General features: G+C 61.2%; 16 protein-coding genes and 1 tRNA gene. 8 read left to right on the top strand and 9 right to left on the bottom strand.

Annotation, left to right across the window (positions count from 1 at the left end):
- The 3 genes from ACA054_RS14240 to ACA054_RS14230 all read right to left on the bottom strand — a co-directional run bounded on the left by ACA054_RS14240 (position 1) and on the right by ACA054_RS14230 (position 4,087).
- Positions 1-1,092 (bottom strand): AI-2E family transporter, encoded by a 1,092-nt coding sequence (locus ACA054_RS14240; protein ID WP_497689959.1) that lies wholly within the window; start codon positions 1,090-1,092, stop codon positions 1-3.
- Positions 1,093-1,170: 78 nt separating this feature from the next.
- Positions 1,171-1,806, bottom strand: a complete 636-nt coding sequence (locus tag ACA054_RS14235; protein ID WP_497689958.1) for a response regulator transcription factor — start codon at positions 1,804-1,806, stop codon at positions 1,171-1,173.
- Positions 1,807-1,810: 4 nt separating this feature from the next.
- Positions 1,811-4,087 carry a PAS domain-containing sensor histidine kinase gene (locus ACA054_RS14230; RefSeq protein ID WP_497689957.1) on the bottom strand — a complete coding sequence of 759 codons (2,277 nt, stop codon included), beginning with the start codon at positions 4,085-4,087 and terminating at the stop codon, positions 1,811-1,813.
- A 230-nt stretch (positions 4,088-4,317) separates the two neighbouring features.
- Between ACA054_RS14230 and ACA054_RS14225 the strand changes: the two genes are divergently transcribed.
- The 6 genes from ACA054_RS14225 to phaR all read left to right on the top strand — a co-directional run bounded on the left by ACA054_RS14225 (position 4,318) and on the right by phaR (position 12,826).
- Entirely contained in the window at positions 4,318-5,940 is a 1,623-nt protein-coding gene (locus ACA054_RS14225) for an acyl-CoA synthetase (RefSeq protein ID WP_497689956.1), read from the top strand.
- 120 nt (positions 5,941-6,060) lie between these two features.
- The gene (locus ACA054_RS14220; protein WP_497690296.1) at positions 6,061-6,402 is read left to right on the top strand and encodes a DUF485 domain-containing protein; all 342 of its coding nucleotides are present in this window, start codon (positions 6,061-6,063) and stop codon (positions 6,400-6,402) included.
- The gene (locus ACA054_RS14215; protein WP_497689955.1) at positions 6,402-8,072 is read left to right on the top strand and encodes a cation acetate symporter; all 1,671 of its coding nucleotides are present in this window, start codon (positions 6,402-6,404) and stop codon (positions 8,070-8,072) included. Before ACA054_RS14220 ends, ACA054_RS14215 begins: the two co-directional genes overlap by 1 nt.
- Before the next feature lie 68 nt (positions 8,073-8,140).
- Complete coding sequence (locus ACA054_RS14210) at positions 8,141-9,913, top strand: acyl-CoA dehydrogenase C-terminal domain-containing protein (RefSeq protein ID WP_497689954.1); 1,773 nt, start codon at positions 8,141-8,143, stop codon at positions 9,911-9,913.
- Between the two features lie 127 nt (positions 9,914-10,040).
- Positions 10,041-11,309: an OprD family porin gene (locus ACA054_RS14205; RefSeq protein ID WP_497689953.1), complete on the top strand. Its 1,269-nt coding sequence runs from the start codon at positions 10,041-10,043 to the stop codon at positions 11,307-11,309.
- Positions 11,310-12,319: 1,010 nt separating this feature from the next.
- Positions 12,320-12,826, top strand: a complete 507-nt coding sequence (phaR, locus tag ACA054_RS14200; RefSeq protein WP_497689952.1) for a polyhydroxyalkanoate synthesis repressor PhaR — start codon at positions 12,320-12,322, stop codon at positions 12,824-12,826.
- Positions 12,827-12,861: 35 nt separating this feature from the next.
- Here the strand turns inward: phaR and phaP are convergent, their stop codons facing one another.
- Complete coding sequence (phaP, locus tag ACA054_RS14195; protein ID WP_497689951.1) at positions 12,862-13,443, bottom strand: TIGR01841 family phasin; 582 nt, start codon at positions 13,441-13,443, stop codon at positions 12,862-12,864.
- A gap of 251 nt (positions 13,444-13,694) precedes the next feature.
- Between phaP and ACA054_RS14190 the strand changes: the two genes are divergently transcribed.
- Positions 13,695-15,518 carry a DUF3141 domain-containing protein gene (locus ACA054_RS14190; RefSeq protein WP_497689950.1) on the top strand — a complete coding sequence of 608 codons (1,824 nt, stop codon included), beginning with the start codon at positions 13,695-13,697 and terminating at the stop codon, positions 15,516-15,518.
- On the opposite strand, the gene ACA054_RS14185 is transcribed toward ACA054_RS14190, so the two are convergent.
- Positions 15,508-16,566, bottom strand: coding sequence for an AraC family transcriptional regulator (locus ACA054_RS14185; RefSeq protein WP_497689949.1), 1,059 nt, complete (start codon positions 16,564-16,566; stop codon positions 15,508-15,510). The two genes, ACA054_RS14190 and ACA054_RS14185, sit on opposite strands and share 11 nt — an antisense overlap.
- 346 nt (positions 16,567-16,912) lie before the next feature.
- On the opposite strand from ACA054_RS14185, the gene phaC reads away from it, so the two are divergent.
- Positions 16,913-18,616, top strand: coding sequence for a class I poly(R)-hydroxyalkanoic acid synthase (gene phaC / locus ACA054_RS14180; RefSeq protein ID WP_497689948.1), 1,704 nt, complete (start codon positions 16,913-16,915; stop codon positions 18,614-18,616).
- A 195-nt stretch (positions 18,617-18,811) separates the two neighbouring features.
- On the opposite strand, the gene ACA054_RS14175 is transcribed toward phaC, so the two are convergent.
- From ACA054_RS14175 to fdhE, 4 genes are all read right to left on the bottom strand, one after another.
- Positions 18,812-18,907: transfer RNA gene (locus ACA054_RS14175), tRNA-Sec, on the bottom strand.
- A 6-nt stretch (positions 18,908-18,913) separates the two neighbouring features.
- Positions 18,914-20,821 (bottom strand): selenocysteine-specific translation elongation factor, encoded by a 1,908-nt coding sequence (gene selB / locus ACA054_RS14170; protein WP_497689947.1) that lies wholly within the window; start codon positions 20,819-20,821, stop codon positions 18,914-18,916.
- A 1-nt stretch (position 20,822) separates the two neighbouring features.
- Positions 20,823-22,241 carry an L-seryl-tRNA(Sec) selenium transferase gene (selA, locus tag ACA054_RS14165; protein WP_497689946.1) on the bottom strand — a complete coding sequence of 473 codons (1,419 nt, stop codon included), beginning with the start codon at positions 22,239-22,241 and terminating at the stop codon, positions 20,823-20,825.
- Between the two features lie 45 nt (positions 22,242-22,286).
- Positions 22,287-23,213: a formate dehydrogenase accessory protein FdhE gene (gene fdhE, locus ACA054_RS14160; RefSeq protein WP_497689945.1), complete on the bottom strand. Its 927-nt coding sequence runs from the start codon at positions 23,211-23,213 to the stop codon at positions 22,287-22,289.
- Positions 23,214-23,215 lie beyond the last annotated feature (2 nt).

Below are 23,215 nucleotides of genomic sequence, written 5' to 3'. Positions count from 1 at the left end.
CTACTGCCTTTCCTCCACCACCGGCGGCGGATCCTGCACCCACTGCCAGAACAACTGATAACCGACCGCCAGCACCACCGGGCCGATGAACAAGCCCAGGATGCCGCTGGTGACCATCCCGCCCAGGGCTCCGATCAATATCACCGGCATCGGCACGTCGACGCCGCGCCCCAGCAACAATGGCTTGAGAACATTGTCCACCAGGCCCGCGACGAAGACGTAGATGGAGAAGACGATGGTCGCGGTGCTGGCCCCTTCAGTAGCGATGACATAGGCAATGACCGGTACCGTCACCAAGGTTGCCGGCAACTGCATGATGCCCAGCAACAGCACCGCTAATGCCAGCAGACCGGCACCGGGAACGCCCTTGAACACGAACCCGAGCCCCACCAGCAGCATCTGGATGAACGCGATGCCGACCACCCCGAGCGCCACGGCGCGGATGGTTGCGGTACACAAGGTGGCCACCTGGGGGCCTTTGACCGGTCCGTTGATCCGCGAGGCGATCTGCACCGAGGCGCGGCTACCCGCTTCGCCATAGGCCATGAAGATCCCGGCAATGATCAGCGCGACAATGAACATCAGAAAACCCATGCCGACGCCGGCCAGCTTGCCCAGCAACGACAGGCTGACGTCCTTGATCTGCGGTATGTACTTCGCCGTCAGGCCGGGAAGGTCGGTGGCCGCCTGCAGCCACAGCGCCGACACCTGCTTACCCACCAGGGGCCATGCGGCGACGGAATCGGCCGGTGGCGGAATGCGGATGCCTTCGTCCTTGACCACGGTCATGGCGTTTTCGACCGAGTCGGCAATCGAGGTGCCCATCAGGTAGATCGGGACCATGAGGATGGCGATGGCCACCAGCACGATCAGCGTGGCGATGCGCCCTTCTTTTTGCCCGAGCGGGCCCCGGAGCCGTTCTTGCAAGGGGTAAAGGGTGATCGCCAGGATGATCGACCACAGCATCAAGTCGCGAAACGGGCGGAAGATCTCGAAGCAGAACAGCACCAGAACGACAATCAGTCCAGCGCGAATCAGCACATCAAGCAGTCCGCGGGACAACGCTTTCATTGAGAGCGATGTGGGCACCATGATGTCTCCTGGCAGTTCACTGCGAAGGTAGGGAATCTAGTTAGCCCAGCATAGACGCTCAATTCACAACATGAAGGATCAACGCAGCTTCAGTGGATCAACCATGTTCGCCGCGATAGCCATGCCCACCAGGTCCGGCAAAGTACTGGCCTGCATGCGTTTCATGACGCGAGAGCGGTACAGATCGACGGTTTTGGCACTGACGCCCAGTTGCTCGGCGATTTCGCGGGTGGTGTACCCCTGGACCAATGGCAACATGACGTCGCGCTCTCTGGGCGTCAGTGTGAGCAAACGGGCCTGCAACGCCTCTTGGCCCTGATTGCCAGAGCGATGAGCTGCGCAATTGCCAAGCGCTTGTTGCACGCTGTCCAGCAGCAACTGCTCGTTATATGGCTTCTCGATGAAATCATGAGCACCGGCCTTGAACGCGCGGACAACGATTGGCACATCGGCGTGCCCGCTGACAAAGATGATCGGCAGATTCAGCTGGCGTACGCGCATTTCTTCCTGCACGTTTAACCCGCCCATGCCAGGCATGCGAACGTCGAGCAGCACGCAGGCATCAAGACTGGCATCGCAGGCATCGAGAAACTCCACGCCACTGGTAAACGGCAGGGCCGTAAGGCCGACCGACTCCAATAACCAGACCGTTGAATCGAGCATTCCCTGGTCATCGTCGACCACATAAACCACGTGCTCCGCCACACCTGCCATTACGTTATTCCTGTTGTTGTTTTGTTGGGCCGGCAAGCGGCAATCGGCAACACATCAGCAGCCCGACAGGCTGGCGTCGGGCATTCAGTTCGCCACCGAAACCTTCGATGATGCTGCGGCTCATGGACAACCCGAGCCCCAGGCCATCGGGCTTGCTGGTATAGAACGGGGTAAATATCTGCTCCAGCTCGGGCTCGCTGACGCCCGGCCCCTGGTCTTGCACACTGATTTCCACGGTGGCGCCACTGCCCTGCTCCACCGCCATCACGATCAGCGAAGGCTGGTCAGGATGCCGGTCACGGTTGGCGTCGATGGCATTGCGCAACAGATTGAGCAGCACTTGTTCCAGCAATATACGGTCGGCATAAACGGGCGGCAGATTATCCGGCAGTCGATCCTCGATTGTCACTTGGCAATTACTGGCCTCCCACGCACATAAACGCACGGCTTCGCGGGCAATGTCGGTCAGGTTCAGCGCCTGCATGCGGCGCTGTCCCTTGCGCAGGAAAGCGCGCAACCGCCGGATCACTTGCGAGGCATGGGTGGCGTGATGGGTGATGCGTTCCAGGCCTTGCGCCACCCTCACGGCGGCCTGCGGATTGGAACCCAGTGTCTGTAAATAGCGTTGGCTCGCGTTGGCATAATTCACTACGGCAGCCAGCGGCTGGTTGATTTCGTGGGCGATACCCGAGGCCAGTTCACCCAGGGTTACCAACCGCGCGGTGTGTGCCAGTTCGTCCTGATGGCGCCGCTGTTGCGCTTCGCGCAGTTCTCGTTCGGTCATGTCCCGGGCGACCAGCGAGTAATAGCGCTCGCCGCCAGCAGAACGGTGGGCCAGCAACACCAGCGACACCGGCACGGATGTACCGCCTCCCGGTGGCTGCAAGCGTGCATCGGTGCTCCAGACACCGTCACGCTCTGCGCTGCTCCATCCATCCCGTTGCAGCCGCGCAAGATCGCCGCTGGCGAACACATCGGCCAGGGCCGGCATCGGCTGTTGCTCATCAATCCCGAGGATGCGTCGCGCCGCGGGGTTGAGGTAAGTGACTTGTCCCTCAGGGTCGATGAACAGCACCGGGTCGGTGTTGGCTTCGACCACTTCGGCCAGGCGTCGTTTGTTCTCCTCGGCGTGCACCCGGGCCGTGATGTCCCGGGATACGCTGACCACTTCGACCACCGCTCCCGTGTAGGTTTCGCGAATGGCCCGGCTGGCAGTTTCGAACCACAGGTAATGCCCGTCGCGATGGCGGATGCGATAGGTCATCGTGTGATATCCATCCTGCTCCAGTGCATCCCGGGCACGCTGCACCAGGCCGGCGAGGCCCTGGCCATGAAACAGGCCCTGAGCCATTTGTCCGCGCAACTCTTCGGGCCAGTAGCCGAGCAATGTCCAGGACGCAGGCGACGCATCGAGGAAGCGCCCGTCCGGTGTGTGGCGGGAAATCAGGTCGGTGGTGTTTTCGATGATCAGCCGGTATAGACGACGTGCGGTGGTCGCTTCACGCTCTGCCAGGACTTGGGTCGTGGCATCGCGGCAACGGGCGAGCACGCGGTTGTCCTGCGGGTCGGGAATGAATGTCCAGATCAGGATCTGCGCTTCGAACTGAGCCTCGACGTCTTCAATGGCGCGTTGCTGATCCAGACAGGCGCGAACCAACACCCGATGATTGACCGGCAAAAAACCCGACACATCCGTCAATGGCTTCTCGGCCAGCAGTGCCAACAGCGCCGCATTGAACTCCAGCGGTCGGCCCTGTGCATCGAGCAACAGGCTCGGTTGTGGATCGTGGCCCAGCAGCGGCGAGCCGCGCAGCATGCCGTTGACGCTGCTCAACAGCGTCGTCAACAAATCCCGCACCCAGCCAAGCCAGTCAAGACTGACACCCTCGCACACTTCCACCAGCAGCAATCCCGCCTGCCCAGGCGTCAAGGCCAGATCGAACACCTGACCATGACTGATGGCGGCTCGGCGCAGGCGGCCGGCCAGCCAGCAGTCCAACTGACGGACTTGCGCCAGATCCAGGCGCCCGGCCTCGATCAGCTGCTCAAACAATAACTGATCGCTGGCCAGCGCCGGATCGCCCAGGCCCGGCGGGAAATGCTGGGCCGCACCCTCATGGCTGTAGATCCGCGCATTGGGCTGCCAACTCAGATAAACCGCCCGCTGTACTTCCGGGCAATCCTGCAACGCATGACACAGCGCATCGGCCCGGGCGGCCAGAGACACACCTTCGCGTTGCAGGCGCAACCAGCTGTGTAATCGAACGGGAGTCAGGGTCATTGCGGGTCCACTTCGTCAATAAAACCAAGCATATACCGGCTATGGAAATCCGGGGGCATTTGATTTGGTACAAGAAGAACTGAATATAGTACATTTACTATACTGCGTAGGTTGTACTTCCATATCAATGGATGAATGTTATATAAGGTAGACCGGACATAAAAGGCGACCTCAGCGACTACGCTCAAAGGTCTCCGATAGAGCTAACAATCAGCCACCGAGAACCGTATATGTCGATCTATGAACAAGGGCTAGGCCCTTCGGCTGTCAACCACATTGCCTTGTCTCCACTGAGCTTCATCGAGCGCACCGCCAACGTTTACCCGGACTATCCCGCCGTCATCCACGGCTCGATTCGTCGCACCTGGGCGCAGACCTACACTCGTTGCCGTCGCCTGGCCTCGGCTTTGGCCGGTCGCGGTATCGGCAAGGACGACACAGTGGCGGTGATGCTGCCCAACATTCCCGAAATGCTTGAAGTGCACTTCGGCGTGCCGATGATCGGCGCCGTGCTCAATCCGCTCAACGTGCGCCTGGATGCCGAGGCCATCGCCTTCATGCTTGCGCATGGCGAAGCCAAGGTGTTGATTACCGACCGGGAATTCCACGGCGTGATTCATGCGGCCATTGGCATGCTGGATCACCCGCCACTGGTAATCGACGTCAATGACCCGGAATACGGCGAAGGCCAGGCCGTCAGCGATCTGGACTACGAAGCGTTGCTGGCCGAAGGTGATCCTGCATTCGACTGGAAATGGCCGGTCAATGAATGGCAAGCCATTTCGCTCAACTACACCTCCGGCACCACCGGCAACCCTAAAGGCGTGGTTTACCACCACCGCGGCGCGTACCTGAACGCATTGGGCAACCAGATGACCTGGGCCATGGGTAATCATCCGGTGTATCTCTGGACCCTGCCGATGTTCCATTGCAACGGCTGGTGTTACCCCTGGACCGTCACCGCATTGGCCGGTGTGCACGTGTTCTTGCGCCGGGTCGACCCACAGAAAATCCTCACGCTGATCCGCGAGCATCAGGTCACTCACCTGTGCGGCGCGCCAATTGTGCTCAATGCCTTGGTGAACATGCCGGAATCGGCGAAAGCGGCCATCGACCACCCGGTCAACGCCATGGTTGCAGGCGCTGCGCCGCCGGCCAAAGTGATCGGTGCCGTGGAAGAGATGGGCATCCAGGTCACTCACGTTTATGGCCTGACCGAAACCTATGGCCCGGTGACGCTGTGCGCCTGGCATGCCGAATGGGACGAATTGCCTCTGGACGAACGGGCACAAATCAAGTCCCGTCAGGGCGTGCGCTACCCGACGCTCGAAGGCGTGATGGTCGGTGACTCCACGACACTGGAGCCAACCCCGCGTGACGGCCAGACCATCGGTGAGATCTTCATGCGCGGCAATACCGTGATGAAGGGCTACCTGAAGAACCCGACCGCCACCGCCGAAGCGTTCGAAGGCGGCTGGTTCCACACCGGCGATCTGGCGGTCTGTCATCCCGATGGTTACGTCGAGATCAAGGACCGGCTCAAGGACATCATCATCTCCGGCGGCGAGAACATCTCCACCATAGAACTCGAAGGCGTGCTCTACCGCCACCCGGGCGTCATGGAAGCGGCCGTGGTCGCCCGACCCGATGAGAAATGGGGCGAAACGCCCTGCGCCTTCGTGACCTTGAAGGCCGATCACCAGGATGTTCGCGAAGCCGACATCATCAGTTTCTGTCGTGAACACCTGGCCGGATTCAAAGTACCGCGCACCGTGATCTTCACCCTGTTGCCGAAGACTTCCACCGGCAAGGTCCAGAAGTACTTGCTGCGCGACCGGGCCAAAGCGCTCTAACCCGAAACAACGTTGTACCCCTCAGGCGGCAGGTGATTGACCTGCCGCTTCGGGCTCGTGCACGCCGAATTCGGCTGCCGGCCCCCACAGACTGATAACAAAAACAAAGTGGAGCTAGCGATGACCGATATCCATTCAACCGACATCCATTCAACTGATACCAAGCGCTGCGAACGCATTCGCAGCAATCCGAAATTCCTGCAACTGGTGAGCAGCCGGTCGCGCCTGGCCTGGTCGTTGAGCGCCGCCGTGCTGGGCATTTATTACCTGTTCATGCTGATTGTGGCATTTGCCCCGCAGTGGCTGCATGCGCCGCTTGGGGAACATCGGATGTTGACGCTGGGGATGCCGGTTGGCGCGGCGATCATCCTGTTTTCCTGGTTATTGACCGGCTGGTATGTGTACAGCGCCAACACGCGCTTCGACGCACTGGGCGCCGCCATTCTTGAGGAGAGCAAGTGATGAACCTGTTCCGAACGCTTACCCTCGCCGCTGCCGGCCTGTTGCCTGCTTGCGTCGTCATTGCCGCGCCAGCGCTGGGCACGGTGGAAAAACAACCGCTCAACCTGAATGCGATCGGCATGTTCTTCGTATTCGTGCTTGGCACGCTGGCCATCACCTGGTGGGCTGCGCGCCAAACCAAATCCACCTCGGACTTCTACACGGCAGGCGGTGGTATTACCGGGTTTCAGAACGGCCTGGCGATTGCCGGAGACTACATGTCCGCGGCTACCCTGCTGGGGCTTTCCAGCCTGGTGTTTGCCAAGGGATACGATGGCTTCATCTATACCATCGGTTTCTTTGTCGGATGGCCGATCATCACCTTCCTGATGGCCGAACGTCTGCGCAACCTGGGACGCTATACCTTCGCTGACATCGTTTCCTATCGACTGGATCAGAACAAAGTGCGGATCTTCGCTGCCTTCGGCTCGTTGACCGTGGTGTGCTGCTACTTGATCGTGCAAATGGTTGGCGCGGGTCAGTTGATCAAGCTGCTGTTCGGCCTCGACTACCCGGTAGCGGTGGTGATCGTCGGTGCGTTGATGCTGGTGTACGTGATCTTCGGCGGCATGATCGCGACCACCTGGGTGCAGATCATCAAGGCCGTGCTGTTGCTGGCCGGCGGCACCACCCTGGCGGTAATGGCGATGTCGCAGTTCGGTTTCAGCTACGAGACCCTGGCCGACAAGGCCGTCCAGGCCCACGCCAGTGGCTGGAACATCATGGGCCCGGGCTCGATGCTCGCCGACCCGATCAACACCGCGTCGATGTCACTGGGCCTGGTGTTCGGCATCGCCGGTCTGCCGCACATTCTGATGCGTTTTTTCACCGTGCCGAATGCCAAGGAAGCACGCAAGTCGGTGTTCTATGCCACCGGCTTCATCGGCTTCTTCTTCCTCGTGGTCTGCACGCTCGGCTTTGCCGCGATGGTGATCATCGGTACCGATCCGCAGTATTACGTCAACGGTGAAGTCGGCGGTGCCTTGATCGGCGGCGGCAACATGGTTGCCATGCACCTGGCCAAGGCGGTCGGCGGCAACCTGTTTTTCGGTTTCCTCGCTGCTGTCGCGTTCGCCACCATCCTGGCGGTGGTGTCCGGATTGGCGCTGGCCGGTGCATCGGCGATTTCCCACGATCTCTACGCCACCGTGTTCAAGAAAGGCAAGGCCAGCGAGAAACAGGAAATGCGCGTCACGCGCATGGCTACCGTGGGGCTGGGCATCATTGCGATTCTGCTGGGCATTCTGTTCGAGAAGATGAACGTCGCGTTCCTGGTGGGCCTGACATTCGGCATTGCCGCATCGACCAACTTCCCGGTGCTGATCATGGCCATGTACTGGAAAGGCCTGACTACCAAGGGCGCGATTATCGGCGGCTTCGCCGGCCTTGTCTGCGCACTGGTGCTGGTGATCCTGTCGCCGGCAGTCTGGGTCACCGTGCTTGGCAATACTCACGCAATCTTCCCGTACGACCACCCGGCGCTGTTCTCCATGCCGCTGGCGTTCCTGGTGATTGTCGTGGTGTCCAGACTCGACCGCAGCGTGCGCGCCGAGAAGGAACGTGACGCTTACGCCGACCAGTTCGTTCGCGCCCAGACGGGCCTCGGTGCCGCCAGCGCTTCCAGCCATTGACTGAAAGGGCACGACTCGCCTGTGCGATGCCGTGCCCACCGCACAACCGTCCCTTTGAGGTTCACGTTATGCCCGAATTCAAAGCCCCGCTGCGCGACATGCGCTTTGTGCTGCATGAAGTATTTGACGCCCCGGCCCTGTGGGCGCGCCTGCCGGCCCTGGCCGACAGCGTCGACGCCGATACCGCGGACGCCATTCTTGAGGAGGCGGCGAAAGTCACCTCGCATCTGATTGCGCCATTGAATCGCAGCGGTGACGAAGAAGGCGCGCAGTGGCATGAAGGTCGTGTCACCACGCCCAGCGGTTTCAAACAGGCCTACACCACCTACATCGAAGGCGGTTGGGTCGGGCTGTCCGGCAACGCCGAGTTCGGCGGCATGGGCATGCCGAAGATGCTGGCCGTGCAGTTCGAAGAGATGCTCTACGGCGCCAACTCAAGCTTTGCGCTGTATTCGGCGTTGAGTTCCGGCGCCTGCCTGGCGCTGGATGCCCATGCCAGCGAGCCCCTGAAAAACCTCTATCTGCCGCCGATGTATGAAGGCCGCTGGGCCGGTTCCATGTGCCTGACCGAAGCCCATGCCGGCACCGACCTGGGGCTTATCCGCACCCGCGCCGAACCCCAGGCCGACGGCAGCTACAGCATCACCGGCAGCAAGATTTTCATCACTGGCGGCGATCAGGACCTGACCGAGAACATCGTGCATCTGGTGCTGGCGAAACTGCCGGATGCGCCTGCCGGCCCGAAAGGCATTTCGCTGTTTGTCGTGCCGAAAGTGCTGGTCAATGTCGACGGCTCCCTGGGCACCGCCAACGCCGTGAGTTGCGGCTCGATCGAACACAAAATGGGGATCAAGGCCTCGGCTACGTGCGTGATGAACTTCGACGGTGCCAGCGGCTGGCTGGTCGGGGAGCAAAACAAGGGCCTGGCGGCGATGTTCACCATGATGAATTACGAACGCCTGTCCATCGGCATCCAGGGTATCGGCTGCGCCGAAGCGTCCTATCAGAGCGCCGTGGCTTACGCCCGCGAACGCCTTCAGAGCCGCTCGCCGACAGGCGCCATGGCTCCAGGCAAAGTGGCCGACCCGATCATCGTTCACCCCGACGTGCGGCGCATGCTGCTGAGCATGAAGGCCATGACCGAAGGTGGTCGGGCGTTCGCCAGTTATGTCGGGCAACAACTGGACCTGGCGAAATTTTCCGACGATACCTGGGAACGGGAAAGCGCACAGGACCTGGTCGCGCTGCTGACCCCCGTGGCCAAGGCGTTTTTCACCGACACCGGCCTGGAAAGCTGCATTCACGGCCAGCAAGTGTTCGGCGGTCATGGCTACATTCGCGAATGGGGCCAAGAACAATTGGTCCGCGATGTGCGCATCGCGCAGATCTACGAAGGCACTAACGGCATCCAGGCGCTGGACCTGCTCGGCCGCAAAGTGCTCGCCGACAAAGGTGTCGCCCTTCGGCAGTTTACCGGCGAGATCCGCCGCTTCGCCGCGCAGCCCGCCGCCCCTTACGCCACGCAGCTGCTCGATGCCGTGGAGCGCCTGGAGGAACTGAGCGACTGGCTGCAGGATCGGGCCGCCACCAACCGCAACGAAGTCGGCGCCGCCTCGGTGGAGTATTTGCACCTGTTCGGTTACGTCGCCTACGCCTGGCTCTGGGCGCGCATGGCGCAGGTTGCCTTGCAAAAACGTAGCGAAGACGAAAGTTTCTACGGCGCGAAAATCGCCACCGCCGACTTCTACATCCACCGCCTGTTGCCACGCATCTTGAGCCTGGAGCAATCCATTCGTGCTGGCAGCGCCTCGCTGTATGGCATGTCCGACGAACAGTTCTAACGATTGAACCACCGCGGCGTCAGCTTCTCACTTTTGGCGTTCGCGGTTTTTATTTCCTGAGCCTTGCCACCTCGGCAGGCGCTGCTGTGCCCGTTATTTCAAAAATAATAATCAAAGGGGCTTAACCATGGACCGCAGCACTCGCATTCTCGCTTCCCGTCTACTATTGGCCGGCGGCGTCATCAGCCTCTCTGCGCCCGCTTCTGCTGACTTTATCAAGGACAGCAAGGCCAGCCTGGAACTGCGCAACTTCTACTTCAACCGTGACTTTCGCCAGGCCAACGCCGCGCAATCGAAACAGGAGGAATGGGCTCAGGGTTTCCTGCTGCGCTATGAATCCGGCTTTACCGAAGGTTCGATTGGCGTCGGTTTTGACGCCATCGGCCTGCTCGGCGTCAAACTCGATTCCAGCCCCGATCGCGCCGGTTCCGGCCTGCTCAAACGCCACAGCGACACCCGTAAAGGCGCACAGGATGAGTACGGCGAACTGGGCTTGACCGCCAAGCTGCGCGCGTCGAAAAGCACGCTGAAACTCGGCACGCTATTGCCGAAAGTACCGACGTTGCTGGCCAACGATTCACGGTTGTTGCCGCAAACATTCAAGGGCGGCCAGTTGACGTCGCTGGAAATCGACGGCTTGACCGTGGATGCCGGGCGACTGACGCAGGTCAACCAGCGTGACTCCTCGGACTACGAGGACATGGGTATCACCCGAACCGGCGCCAAGGGCATCACGTCCCGCCATGTCGCCAGCGACAGCTTCGATTTCGCCAGCCTGAACTACAAATGGACCGGCAATCTCGCCACAGGCTACAGCTACGGCCATCTCGACAACTTCTATAGCCAACACCTGGTCAACCTGACCTACGTGTTGCCGGTGACCACGGGGCAGTCGTTGAAGTCGGATCTGCGCTTCGCTCGCTCCACGGACGATGGCGGCAGCAATGTCGACAACAACGCGATCGGCGCGATGTTCACTTACAACCTCGGCGGGCATGCATTCGGCCTGGGTTACCAAGGCATGAGCGGCGACACCGGTTTTGCCTACGTCAACGGCAGCGATGCGTTCCTGGTGAACTTCGTGCAGATCGGCGACTTCGCCAGCAAGGACGAAAAATCCTGGCAGGCACGCTACGACTACAACTTCGCGGCCATCGGCGTGCCAGGCCTGACCTTCATGACCCGCTACATCCGCGGCGACAACATTGACCTGGGCAGCAACCGTCCCGAGGGCAAGGAATGGGAGCACGATACCGACATTGGCTATGTCGTCCAAAGCGGTGCGTTGAAAAACGTCGGCGTGAAATGGCGTAACGCGACGGTTCGCTCGACCCACTTCGGCAGCGACCTGGATGAAAACCGCCTGATCCTCAGCTATACCTTGGCGCTCTGGTAAATCCCCCCGCCAGAGGGTAATGCTGCTCACTTAAGCATGGGGCTGTTAAGAACTGGATTGGGGGGATATCCATTGCTGCAGTAACGGCCACCTATGGTTTCGCCCTTACGGCGAGTCCCTTTTTCAAACGCCGGAGTGCCGGCCCAGCAAAAAGGAACCAAAAGGCTTTGCCCCACCACTCGGTGCCTCGCCTGGGCTCGGCATGCCGTAACGAAGGCATTGCTCCGTGGGTCGCCGCGATGGGCCATCCCTGGCCCAGCGCGGCTAAACCGGCGTCCTGCCGGTTTACCCACTGCGCAATACCTGCGTTCGGCCATCGTGGTTTAACGGGGCGCCCAAATCTAAAGCCAAAGCGAGGCGGCCTGACAGCCGACCTGACTTTTACGGCTGTACCTGACCCCCTGTGGGAGCGAGCTTGCTCGCGATGGACGGCAACGATAACGCGTCCTGTCTGAAGGATCGCGTTGTCTGGACGTTCATCGCGAGCAGGCTCGCTCCGACAATTGGATCGCGGACAGACCTGCAATCAGGTCGGCTGTCAGGCCGCCTCGCTTTTGCTGTGGCTTTTGATTTTCTTGCCACATCGAGAGGCCGAGTGGAGGTTCTGCGCAGTGGGCAACCCGGCATGGATGCCGGGTTAGCCGCCGCCGGCCATGGATGGCCGATGGCGGCGGGCCCACGGAGCAGGACCGGAGCGAGGGCATGCCGAGCCACAGCGAGGCACCGAACGCCAGGGGCAAGAGCCCTTGGTTACTTGGGGCTCTTCCAAGTGACCCGCTGTAAGAGCGGAACCATAAGCAGCCGTTACCGCAGCAATGGATATGTACTCCGTCAACAAATAATAGGTCGGATGTCAGGACGCCTTCGCCTCCTACAGGGTAACGTGAGCATTTGAAGATACACGCTCATCCTGTAGGAGCTGCCGCAGGCTGCGATCTTTTGATTCTGCCTTGGCGGTCGCCATAGTAAGTTAAGATGCCTGCAAACCAGGCCGCCGCGAGACGCCCCGCATGACTGATACCACCCCCCGCCTGATCAAGAAGTACCCCAATCGCCGACTCTATGACACGCACACCAGCAGTCACCTGACCCTCGCGGACATACGCCAGCTGGTCGTCGATAAAGTCGAGTTTCAGGTGGTGGACGCCAAGAGTGGCGAAGACCTGACCCGCAGCATCCTGCTGCAAGTCATTCTGGAAGCCGAAAGCGGCGGTGAGCCGATCTTCAGCAGCGAAATGCTGATGGGGATTATCCAGTTCTACGGTCCTTTCCAGGGCGTACTCGGCAGCTACCTCGACAAAAGCATTCAGACCGTGATCGACATCCAGTCGCAGACCGGCGCGCAATCGTCCGAAGCCTGGAGCACCTTCATGCACCAGCAGGCGCCGGTGATGCAGGACCTGATGCGCCAATACGTCGACCAGTCCAAGGCGCTTTACCTGAATACGCAGAACCTGTTCGGCCTGTTTGGCGTCAAGCCGAATACCGATGGCAAAAAAAATGGCGATGGGGAATAAACCCATCGCCATCGGTGCAACTTTACTGATTTGACTTACTTGTTACCGTTGGTTGCCTTGGCGCTTGCTTGCGGGGCAGCTTTTGCGACAGCGTCCGCTGCGGCGGCGGTTGTGGCATTAAAGCTACCCTGAGCGGCCTCTGTCGCCTGTTTGGCGGTTTTTTGCGCGTTTTCAAACACGGTACCGGCATTCGCCAGGCCCGATTTGAAGGCCGCCACCACTGGCTCGGAACCGGCCGGTGCGTTCTTGCTGATCTCTTCTACAAAATCCTGGACCTGCCGAGTGCCCGCCTCGACCTGACTCGACGTCAGTTGGGCGATGTCCGACTGGGTGCCCACGATCAATGCTTGCACCTGACGGTTGTACTCGGCCAGGCGTTCAGTCTGTGCGCTTGGCTGGCTGAAAGAAGCCTGCAAATCGGCGAAGCCCTGGGGATCGCGGACGGCCAGCAGTTTGCGTACACCTTCGAATTGCTCTTCGGTAGATTCACGCAGTGCCTTGAACTGCAGCTGGCTCAGTTGCTCAACGCTGGCGAAGACTTTGCCGCTGATGTGCTGCAAAAGATCGAGGTTGGCTTTCTGAACATTTTGCAGTTTTTCCGGGTTGAAAAAGAACATGCTTGAACTCCTGGTACAGAAAGGCCCGAAGGGGCCTGAGGACACGACAGCGATCCGACAGTCATCGCGCTAGACCTCATTTTGCAGCGCACAAATGTCTTTAGCAACGCTTATTTTGTGCAGTGCAAAATAAACCTTACCTGTCCCAGCCTGTTAGCGATAGACTCCTGAACTTAGACGGCCGACCATTGCCTGCTTAACCAACGGGCCTGGTTTGAACCGTTCCCCGTGTACGGCATCAGGAGATCATGATGGGTCTGGAAGAAGATATTGCGCCGCAGGATAAACCGTTGCGCACCGGCTCCGGTTCATTCGACCACCTCAATCATCTGCATCGTCTTAATGCCCGCAACATCCTCGACGCGGTGCAGAAACGCCAGGCAACGACCTATGCACCCGCAAGACTTGGGCAACTCAGGCAACCCAGCGCCGCTGACTGGAAGGAATACCTCACGGATCTCGGGCAGCGCAGCGTGCTGTTCTGGGACACCTTGCGTCAGCGCGGCGACAACTCGCTGGCCCACGAACGCGCCGGGTATCCGTTGCTGTTGAAGTTCGATCATCAAACCCTGGTCGACGGCGCGGACCTGCCGCGTCCTGTCAATTACTCGCTGCTGCAGATTCTCCCGGGGCCCGGGCAACCGGTCGACAGCAGGAATCGGCCAGTGATCATCATCGACCCACGTGGCGGCCATGGCGCCGGCATTGGGGGATTCAAACAGGATTCGGTCATTGGCGAGAGCCTGCGCGCCGGTCACCCCACCTACTTCATCGCCTTCAGCCATGCGCCAGCGCCGGGGCAGACGCTGGCGGACATCGTCACCGCCCAGGCGCGTTTTATTGAAGTGGTCAGTGAGCGGCATCCCGACAGCGCCAAACCCGTGGTGATCGGCAATTGCCAGGCGGGCTGGGCGCTGATGGGGCTGGCGGCAAACCGGCCGGAATTGCCGGGCCTGATCATCGTCAACGGCGCGCCGTTGTCGTACTGGGCTGGCGTCAACGGGCGCAATCCGATGCGCTACACCGGCGGCCTGCTGGGCGGAGGCTGGATGGCGCGCCTGGCCAGCGATTTGGGCAATGACCGTTTCGACGGCACCTGGCTGGTAAGCAATTTCGAGAATCTCGACCCGGCCAATGCCTGGTGGGGCAAGTACTACCACCTGTTCAGTGAAGTCGACAGCGAAGCGCCCCGGTTTCTCGATTTCGAGCGTTGGTGGGGCAGCCCGACCCTGCTCAATGGCGAGGAAATCGAGATGATCGTCGACGATTTGTTCATAGGCAATCGGTTGTCCGGCGGCCCCGGACGCAAGAGCAACGGGCTCGATCTCAAGCGGATAGAAGTCCCGGTGGTGGTGTTTTGTTCGTACGGTGACAACATCACCTCGCCGCAACAGGCCCTCGACTGGATCGCCGACGTTTACCCCAGCGATCTGGCTTTGCAAAGCGCCGGGCGCACGATCGTTTATCTACGCCATGCCAGCATCGGTCACCTGGGCATCTTCGTTTCCGGCGAAGTGGCGCGGCGCGAGCACCGGCAGTTGCTGGGCGCGGTCGAGACGATCAAATCGCTGCCGGCCGGGCTGTATGAAATGCTGATCGATGACTTGCCGGACAACCCGGATACCCCCTACTCCGTGCGATTCGAAACCCGACGCATTGCCGACATCCATGGCGACGTTGCGCCACCGCGCGATGACGATCGCGAATTCGCCCTGGTCGATCGCGCGTCCGGGATCAACAACAGTCTGTATGACGGCTTCGTACGGCCGTGGCTACGTCAGCTGATCAACGAGCCAAGCGCCGAACTGCTGCGCAAGGCCCATCCCTTCCAGCAACAGCAAGTGCTGTGGAGCAGCGCGAACCCGGCGCTGTGGTGGCTGGCCGACAGCGCCGCGCAGGTTCGCAAGGAGCGTCAGCCCGCCAGCCCGGACAACCCGTTGCTGGCCTGGCAGACGCTGTTATCCAACCAGATCTTTGATGCCTTTAACGGCTACCGCGATCTGCGCGATGCGGCTCAGGAACTGTGTTTCTACGGTGTCTATGGCACGCTCGGCAGCCTGATGCTCATGCGTTGACGAGCAGCCCCTCAGAGCGGAGTGCAAGCGCAGTTTCACATGACTCATCGGCGCGGTACTGGCCGGGGGTCATGCCGAACCAGCGACTGCACGCCTTGTTGAAACTGCTGTGGTCATGGAAACCAAGGAGATACGCCACATTCTTCATGTTGAAGTGAGAATGGCGCAGGTAGAAGTCGGCCAGTTGTCGACGGACAGCGTTCTGCACGTCCTTGAATTGCGTGCCGTCCTTTTCCAGTGCCCGCTGCAGTGTTCGCTTGCTAATGTTCATGGCGCCGGCGATCGACTCCATGTCGCATTGTCCCTGGCCGTGGCTCAAGCGCTCTGTGATCAGTGCGCGAATTCTGCCGACGATGGAAAACCCGAACAGCAGATCCAGTCGCGCCTCGGCAAAGCTGTCATGCAGCACCGCCAGCGCCTCGTTGGCCATACTCAGCGGCCGGAGGATCTCCTGGCCGTCAAACAGGATGCTGTCGTAGGCCGAGCCGAATTGCAGGTCGCACCCGAACAAGCGTCGATGCTCCGACGTGTCCGCAGGTTCCGGATAGCTGAATTCCACACTCAGGGGTTGCGGCAGCTTGCCGTCGCCGAGCCATCGGCAAAAACCCAGCAGAGACGCCAACCCCGCATCGACATACTGGCGTGGCTTGATGGAGCCCGATTGTTGGTGATCCAGCGAGGCCAAGCGGAAATGCTGCTGCTCGGGGACAAAAAACAGGCTGAACCCGGTGCCGATCAACGGACTGAAGCGCACCAGGCGTTCCAGTGCCAGTTTCAGATTGAGGCTCGACATCATCGTGTAGCCGACGATCTGAAACGTGCCCGGATGGAAATGCCCATAGGCCTTGAGGCCGATGTCCGGATCTCCTCCGGCCTGCGCGGCCAGTTGCCACAAGCGATAGATCACCCTGCGCTCGCACAGCGCTCCGGGCGTGTTGGCGAGCCCCAGGTCCAACCCGGCTTCCCGGCACAGACTGGCGACATCCAGTCCTTGCGCCGAGAGCGTATTGACCAGCACGTTGGCATAGCCTGAACTCATTCTAAACATGGCGTCCTCGATGACGATTGGAACCGGACATCCTGTCCGGAGCCACGACTGATTTGCGGTAAGCAAATACTGAGTGTCCGCTCAATTCAAAGTATTGATACAAGTTTAGGTAATCAGTGTTTTTCCCTGCATCCGACCGGTGACCGGGCGTGGCACCGTTGGACACCGGACAGTCACCGCCCAACACTTCCGCAACGCCCGCCAATGCCCAACACTGCCCTTCTTGCAATGCAAAACCTGACTGCCTCCGATGAATCGGTCTATTGCCTCTCGCTGCTGACTCGGCGCCGACCTCCGGCGCCGTGGTTTTTTTCTGCCCGGGCTTCCTATGCGGGCAAGGAGCTCCATGGACAACAACGCGCATACCTTCAACACGTTCTGGTCTGGCCAGGTCCCGTTCGCGGCCTCCTTTGCAGTGCAACAATTACGACTCTGGGTCAGCAGCAATCCCTGGTTTACCGGGCAGCCCTACAACGACTGGTTCGACTTGCCCCGCGAAACGCTGGATGGCCTTCAATCCGACTATCAGACGCAATGGGGCGAACTCGGCCAGCGCCTGCTGACCGGACAGGCATTCACCTTCGATGATCGACGTTTCGCCAGCGGCAACTGGAGCAATCCACTGTTTGGCTCCCTCGCCGCGTTTTACCTGCTCAACGCCGGGTTCCTGCTGAAACTGCTCGACAAGTTGCCGATCAAGGACAGGAAGCCGCGCCAGCGCCTGCTGTATCTGGTGGAGCAAGCCATTGCCGCCGGTGCACCGAGCAACTTTTTGGCGAGCAATCCGGATGCCCTGCAGCGTGTCGTCGATACCCGGGGTGGCAGCCTGCTCACGGGCCTGTTGCACCTGGCGAGCGACCTGCAGGAAGGCAAGATGCGCCAGTGCGACAGCGGCGCCTTCAAGGTCGGTGAAGACCTGGCCAGCACGCCCGGCGAAGTCGTATTCGAAAATGAACTGTTCCAGCTGATTCAGTACCACCCGCAAACCGAAACCCAGTACCAACGCCCGGTATTCATCGTGCCGCCGTCCATCAACAAGTACTACATCCTCGACCTACGCCCGGACAACTCGATGGTTCGCCATCTGTTGCAGCAAGGTCATCCGGTGTTCCTGATGTCGTGGCGCAACTTCGATCAGGCCCACGCCGGTACCACCTGGGATGATCTGATCGAGACCGGCATCATCAAAGGCCTGCAAGTGACCCGCGAAATCAGTGGCGAACAGCGCCCCAACTGTGTGGGATTCTGCATCGGTGGCACGTTGCTCAGCTCCGCGCTGGCGGTCCTGGCGGCACGCGGCGACAAAGCAATCGCCAGCGTAAGCCTGTTGACCACTTTTCTCGATTACCTCGACACCGGCCCCATCGATATCTTCGTCGACGAACAACTCGTGGCCTACCGCGAACGCACCATCGGTGGTATCGACGGCCCCATCGGCCTGTTCAAGGGCGAGGACATGGGCAATACCTTCTCGCTGCTGCGGCCGAACGATCTGTGGTGGAACTACAACGTCGACAAGTACCTCAAGGGCCAGAAACCGAACGCGCTGGACCTGCTGTTCTGGAACAACGACAGCACCAACCTGCCGGGGCCGATGTACTGCTGGTACCTGCGCCACACCTATTTGCAGAACGACCTGAAATCCGCTGAGCTGGACTGCTGCGGGGTGAAACTCGACCTGCGCGCCATCGATGCGCCGGCCTACATCCTCGCCACCCATGACGACCACATCGTGCCCTGGAGAAGCGCTTACGCCAGTACCGGCTTGCTCAGCGGCAGCAAACGTTTTGTACTCGGCGCCTCGGGGCATATCGCCGGGGTGATCAATCCCCCCGCCAGGGAAAAACGCCACTACTGGATCAACGACCACTTGGCGCAAGATCCGGACACCTGGTTCAACGACGCCCAACAGCATCCAGGTAGCTGGTGGAATGACTGGTTCAACTGGCTGGCCGAGCATGCCGGAGAGCGCGAGGCATCGGTGCTGCACGCGGGGAACGCCCAATATCCTGCGTTGGAGCCGGCACCGGGGCGTTATGTGATGCAATGAGCAGCCAGGGCAACTTGCGGAGCTGCGGTGCCAGCGACTGATCGTTCCCATGCTCCGCGTGGGAATGCATCCCGTGACGCTCCGCGTCACTCGTGCGCAGGGCTCAAGTCTTGCGTTGCCAGTGGAACGCGGAGCGTCCCGGGCGGCATTCCCACGCGGAGCATGGGAACGATCATCTGGGCAGCAATAACAAAGTGGCGGAAGGTAGCCGGAGTCGAACCTGCCCGGGAACGGATGCCGTCCCCAACCGGGTTTGAAGCCCGGCCGCGCCACCGGGCGCGATTACCTTCCTTGAAATCAATGATGGGTTGGCCGGGCCAGTGCATTGTCCTGGCGGATGTGGCGCTTGTCCCCAAAGCGCCGGGTCAGGCCGAGCCGGTCGAAGTATTCGAGAATCTGGATACTGCGCTTGCGCCCCAGGCCCACCGCATCGCGAAACGCCGACACCTGAATCACCGGGTTATCCTCGGCCAGCTGCATCAGCATAGCCGCCAGACGCCGGATCATCGCGTCGGTGTAAAACAGGTCGCGGACCACTTGATGCAGCAGCCCCAACCGGGCCATTTTGCGCAGCAGCAAGCGCACCCTGGCCTCATCATGACCCAGTTCGCGCACCCACGGAGGATCAAACCCGGCCGCGTCGAACCGCGGCTGCAACTGTTGCCACAGGGCTTCGTCGCCTTCACTCAAGCGCACTTGATGAGTGGGCAAATGCAGCCACGGCCCGCTCGTGGTGATGACACCATCGGTCAGCAATTCGTCGAGCAGGCTGATGAAGGACGGGCGATCGAGTGCTGTCCCGGTGAATCGACGCAGGCGATCGCGGTCCGGGCCCATCTGGTCCGGCTCCAGTTGGTGAAAACGCGCCAGATGCTCCAACAACTCCGCTTTCAATGCCTGCCAGCGAGCAGCGCTGAACAACAGCGGACCCTGCCGCGTTTCGATCAACCGCACGTCATCCGGCAACAGCCAGTTTGCGCGCGGATGATTGAACTGGCGTTCCAGGCGTTGCGGATCAAGTCCGGTGTCACTGTTGGCCAGCAGCATCGGCATGACGTCTTCAAGGCTTGTGGTCGTCAGCAGCGCCTGTAACTGCGCCAATCGCTCAGGACTGCGACGGTGTCGGGTCGGTGCGAACGGATCAAGCACTCGACCGCCGCCGAGGGTCCGTTGCGCGCTCTGGTCACGCAGAATCAACGGATCGCCCTTCACTGCCTGCACCGGTGCATTGAGCAGGATCTGTGCAAACATACGCTCACCCGGCGCCAGACTGGAACCCTCCAACAAGGCCACGCGCCCGGTCACGTCTTGCGTGCCGATATGCACATGCACCGGTTGAAAATGCTCGAAGGCGCGAGGCTCGCCGGGCAACAACTGCAGGTCGATATCCAGACGCTGGGTCGGTGCGTACAGCCACTGCGCCGACAGCCACTGTCCGCGATGGATCTGCTCCAACGCCAGGCGTTCCGCGCTCAGGTTCAACGCAACGCGCTGCCCTGCTGTCGCGCGTTCGGCGGCCTGATTCTGCGCATGCAGGCCACGCACCCGCACGGGTTTGCCGAGGGGACCGAGCAGCAGCGTATCGCCCACCGCCACCTGGCCGGACAGCGCCGTGCCGGTGACCACGATCCCCGCGCCAGCGACGCTGAATGCCCGATCGATCGCCAGACGAAAGCCACCCCTGAGGCTGCGTTGCAGCACTTCACGCTGCGCATCCAGCAAGGCCTGGCGCAGGGTGTCGATGCCCTGCCCGGTCACGCTCGACAGCGCAATCAACGGTGCATAGGCATAGGGCCCGTGCGCCAACAAGGATTCGATTTGCTCGCGCACCACTGGCACCCGGGATGATTCGACCCGGTCGCATTTGCTGATCGCCACGAGTGCGCGGGGAATGCCCAGCAACTCGACGATGGCCAGGTGTTCCCGGGTCTGCGGCATCACGCCGTCGTCGGCGGCCACCACCAGCAACACCAGGTCGATGCCCTGTGCGCCGGCGAGCATGTTGTGGGTGAAGCGCTCATGACCGGGCACGTCGATGAAACCGGTGAGGGCCGCGCCCGGTTCCAGCGCGGTGTAGAGGTAACCGAGGTCGATGGTCATGCCGCGTTCGCGTTCTTCCCGGCGCCGATCACCGGCCTGCCCGGTCAAGGCCTCAAGCAATGCGGTCTTGCCGTGGTCGATGTGCCCAGCGGTGCCGACGATCACCTTACGGCACCTGCAATTGATCGAGTTGCGCCAGCCATGCCGGTTCGTCGTCCAGTTGCCGCAGGTCCAACCACAAGGCGTCGTCGTCGATGCGCCCGAGCACCGGGATCGGCAAGGCTCGAAGGGCCTGTTCTAGCCCATGCAGGCTTCGCCCGCGCAGACGTTTAGAGGTTAGCGGTCGCAGGCATAACGCGGCACTCGGCAAGCGCGCCACCGGCTGACTGCCACTGCCGATCATCCCCAGCGCCGGTACTGCGCTGACGCTCCAGCCCGCGCCCAGCCGATTGGCCAGGGACGGTTGCAGGCGCTCGGCTTGAGCAAGGATGTCGGTTTGCGATCGGGTCAGCAGGCGCAGGCTGGGCAGGCGTTCGGCCAGTCGGTCTGGGTTGCGGTACAGCCCCAGCACCGCTTCGAGCGCCGCCAGGGTAAGCTTGTCGACCCGCAGCGCACGTTTCAGCGGGTTTTTCTTGATCCGCGTGATCAAGTCCTTGCGGCCGACAATCAACCCGGCCTGGGGACCACCGAGCAATTTGTCGCCGCTGAAAGTAACGATGTCCGCGCCATCGAGCAGAGCCTGGCGCACCGTCGGTTCGGCCGGCAAGCCCCAACGGGTCAGGTCCAGCAGGCTGCCGCTGCCGAGGTCTTCCAGCAGCGGCAAGCCATGTTGGTGCGCCAGTTGCGCGAGCTTTGCGGTCGGCACCCGGGTGGTGAACCCCTCGATGCTGTAGTTGCTCGCATGCACCCGCATGACCAGGCCGCTGCGCGGGCCGATGGCGGCTTCGTAGTCGCGGGCATGGGTGCGGTTGGTGGTGCCGACCTCGACGAGTTTGACCCCGGCGCGCGCCATGATGTCGGGAATGCGAAAGGCGCCGCCGATTTCGATCAATTCGCCTCGGGAGATGATGCCTTCCTTGCGTGCGCCCAGGCTGTTGAGGGTCAGCAGCACCGCGGCGGCGTTGTTGTTGACCACGGTCACCGCTTCGGCGCCGGTCAGCTCGCGGATCAGGCCCTCGATCAGGTCGTCGCGGTCGCCGCGCTTGCCGCTGTGCAGGTCGAACTCCAGGTTCAACGGATAGCGCGCGGCCATTTGCACGGCGTCGATGGCTTCCTCCGGCAACAAGGCGCGGCCCAGATTGGTGTGCAGTACCGTGCCGGTGAGGTTGAACACACGGCGCACGTGACTGCGATGCTGGCTGGCCAGACGCTCGCCCGCCCTGCCTGCCAGCACTTGCGCGGTGAGTTCGACCTCGTTGAGTTGCCCTGCCAGGACGGGTTCGCGCAAGTCATCGAGCAACTGGCGCAGACTGGCGAGCAAGGCGTCGCGACCATAGCGTTCGACCAGCGGCTGGCAGGCTGGATGGCGTAGCAGGCTGTCGATCGAAGGCAGTCGCAAGGCTTGGCTGGTGGATCTGGCAGACATCAGGCGCTCCCGCAAACGTTGACCGCCTGAGTGTAGACCTTCGCTTCAGTCGCCCCCGGGTGCCAGCAGCAGATTGGGTGCAGGACGCGCAAAGCCTTCCTGTTCCAGGCGCATGTCGAGCATCAGGCTGCTCAGGTCGGCGGACAACGCTTCGCCCTCGGCGTCGCATTCGAGATACAGCTGCTTCAAATAGCTGTGACAGCCCGGGCAGGTTTCCGCGCGCAACGGCGCCTTGTCCGCAGCAAAGCGGTCGCTGTCGAGGCTGACATATTGCAAGCCTTTGCTCTGCTCGCAATACACGCACTTGACCCGCACCACATGCCATTCGCAGGCACATAGCGAACACACCAGATAGCGCAAGCCGTTGTATTTGCCGCGATGGCGGATCACGCCAGCCATGGCCGGTGAACCGCACGCCGGGCACTGGTTGAGGCTGTTGCCGGGTTTCAAGGCGAGTCCTTTTGTACTCAGCAACCAATGATTCCACGCGACTTGCAAGGCCGCACCCAGAAATGGCACCAGCGCCGCCGGCAGCAAGGTGAACTGCCCGCTGACCAAGGCAATCGCCCACGCCTTGAGCTGCCCGACGTCGGCATCGCGCAAGGTTGCCACGGCTCTCTCCACCGCGGGTTGTGCCGGTGGCTGATAGTGCTGCAACAGTGCTTGCAGATACGCCAGCCACGCATCCTCGCGTACCAGACTGTCGGCGGCGAACGGCGGCAGACCGTGATCCAGGCACAGCTGGATGCGTTGCGGATCCGGCGCTGCCGCCTCGGGTGGATCGTCCATTAGCCGTTGTTGCACGTTGCACAACCCCGCGACCAGACGCAGGTAATCAGCCAACGGATGCCCATCGGCAAGGCGCTCCAGGCGCAGCGCACGCAAGGCAAACAGGTTATGCGGTGGAAGGTGCAGAAACGGCGGCGATGATGCCGCCGCTTCGATCTGTCCCGGCTCCAGGAGGGTGGCCAAAT

The organism is Pseudomonas sp. LBUM1653 (genome assembly GCF_059716115.1).
This window is presented reverse-complemented; position numbering and strand designations above follow the sequence as displayed.

Excerpts from the sequence above, each read along its gene's own strand:
- phaC (WP_497689948.1), top strand. The coding sequence starts at position 16,913 with ATGGACAACAACGCGCATACCTTCAACACGTTCTGGTCTGGCCAGGTC.
- phaR (WP_497689952.1), top strand. The coding sequence starts at position 12,320 with ATGACTGATACCACCCCCCGCCTGATCAAGAAGTACCCCAATCGCCGA.
- ACA054_RS14225 (WP_497689956.1), top strand. The coding sequence starts at position 4,318 with ATGTCGATCTATGAACAAGGGCTAGGCCCTTCGGCTGTCAACCACATT.
- ACA054_RS14185 (WP_497689949.1), bottom strand. The coding sequence starts at position 16,566 with ATGTTTAGAATGAGTTCAGGCTATGCCAACGTGCTGGTCAATACGCTC.
- ACA054_RS14235 (WP_497689958.1), bottom strand. The coding sequence starts at position 1,806 with ATGGCAGGTGTGGCGGAGCACGTGGTTTATGTGGTCGACGATGACCAG.
- ACA054_RS14220 (WP_497690296.1), top strand. The coding sequence starts at position 6,061 with ATGACCGATATCCATTCAACCGACATCCATTCAACTGATACCAAGCGC.
- phaP (WP_497689951.1), bottom strand. The coding sequence starts at position 13,443 with ATGTTCTTTTTCAACCCGGAAAAACTGCAAAATGTTCAGAAAGCCAAC.
- ACA054_RS14205 (WP_497689953.1), top strand. The coding sequence starts at position 10,041 with ATGGACCGCAGCACTCGCATTCTCGCTTCCCGTCTACTATTGGCCGGC.
- ACA054_RS14215 (WP_497689955.1), top strand. The coding sequence starts at position 6,402 with ATGAACCTGTTCCGAACGCTTACCCTCGCCGCTGCCGGCCTGTTGCCT.
- ACA054_RS14240 (WP_497689959.1), bottom strand. The coding sequence starts at position 1,092 with ATGGTGCCCACATCGCTCTCAATGAAAGCGTTGTCCCGCGGACTGCTT.
- selA (WP_497689946.1), bottom strand. The coding sequence starts at position 22,241 with ATGTCTGCCAGATCCACCAGCCAAGCCTTGCGACTGCCTTCGATCGAC.
- ACA054_RS14230 (WP_497689957.1), bottom strand. The coding sequence starts at position 4,087 with ATGACCCTGACTCCCGTTCGATTACACAGCTGGTTGCGCCTGCAACGC.
- ACA054_RS14190 (WP_497689950.1), top strand. The coding sequence starts at position 13,695 with ATGGGTCTGGAAGAAGATATTGCGCCGCAGGATAAACCGTTGCGCACC.
- ACA054_RS14210 (WP_497689954.1), top strand. The coding sequence starts at position 8,141 with ATGCCCGAATTCAAAGCCCCGCTGCGCGACATGCGCTTTGTGCTGCAT.